The organism is Actinomyces sp. HMSC075C01 (assembly GCF_001812965.1).
Taxonomy (GTDB): Bacteria; Actinomycetota; Actinomycetes; order Actinomycetales; family Actinomycetaceae; genus Actinomyces; species Actinomyces acetigenes.
The window spans coordinates 1-765 of sequence record NZ_KV810922.1 but is presented as its reverse complement, the minus strand read 5'-3'; the positions used below and the strand labels follow the sequence as shown (position 1 = coordinate 765).

The 765-nt window shown below is 58.8% G+C and carries 1 rRNA gene; it reads left to right on the top strand.

Annotated elements, in window-relative coordinates:
* Positions 1-765: ribosomal RNA gene (locus HMPREF2883_RS00325) — 23S ribosomal RNA — on the top strand; the annotation flags it as partial.

Below are 765 nucleotides of genomic sequence, written 5' to 3'. Positions count from 1 at the left end.
TTTTGAGCGTTCGGTGGATGCCTTGGCATCAGGGGCCGATGAAGGACGTGGTGGCCTGCGATATTCCTCGGGGAGCCGGCTGGCGGGCTGTGATCCGAGGGTTTCCGAATGGGGGGACCCGGCACGAGTTATGTCGTGTCACCTGCATCTGAATTGTATAGGGTGTGGGGGGTGACGCGGGGAAGTGAAACATCTTAGTACCCGTAGGAGTAGATATTCCGTGAGTAGTGGCGAGCGAAAGCGGATGATGGTTAAACCGTGTGCGTGTGATACTCGGCAGGGGTTGCGTGTGCGGGGTTGTGGGGCTGTCCTGTTTCTCTTCTGCCGGAGAGGGGGCGCGTGTGCTGATCTGTAGCTGAATCGTCTGGGAAGGCGTGGCGTAGTGGGTGATACCCCCGTAGGCGGAACTGGTTGGTGCGTGTCTGGGATGGTTTGCCCGAGTAGCACGGGGCTCGTGGAATCCTGTGTGAATCTGCCAAGACCACTTGGTTGCCTGAATACCTCCTGATGACCGATAGTGGATAGTACCGTGAGGGAATGGTGAAAAGTACCCCGGGAGGGGAGTGAAATAGTACCTGAAACCGGGCGCTTGCAAGCCGTCAGAGCCTCCACGTGCTTTTGGTGTGTGGGGGTGGTGGCGTGCCTTTTGAAGAATGAGCCTGCGAGTCAGTGGCGTGTCGCGAGGTTAACCCGTGTGGGGTAGTCGTAGCGAGAGCGAGTCCGAAGAGGGCGATTGTAGTGGCGCGTTCTGGACCCGAAGCGGGG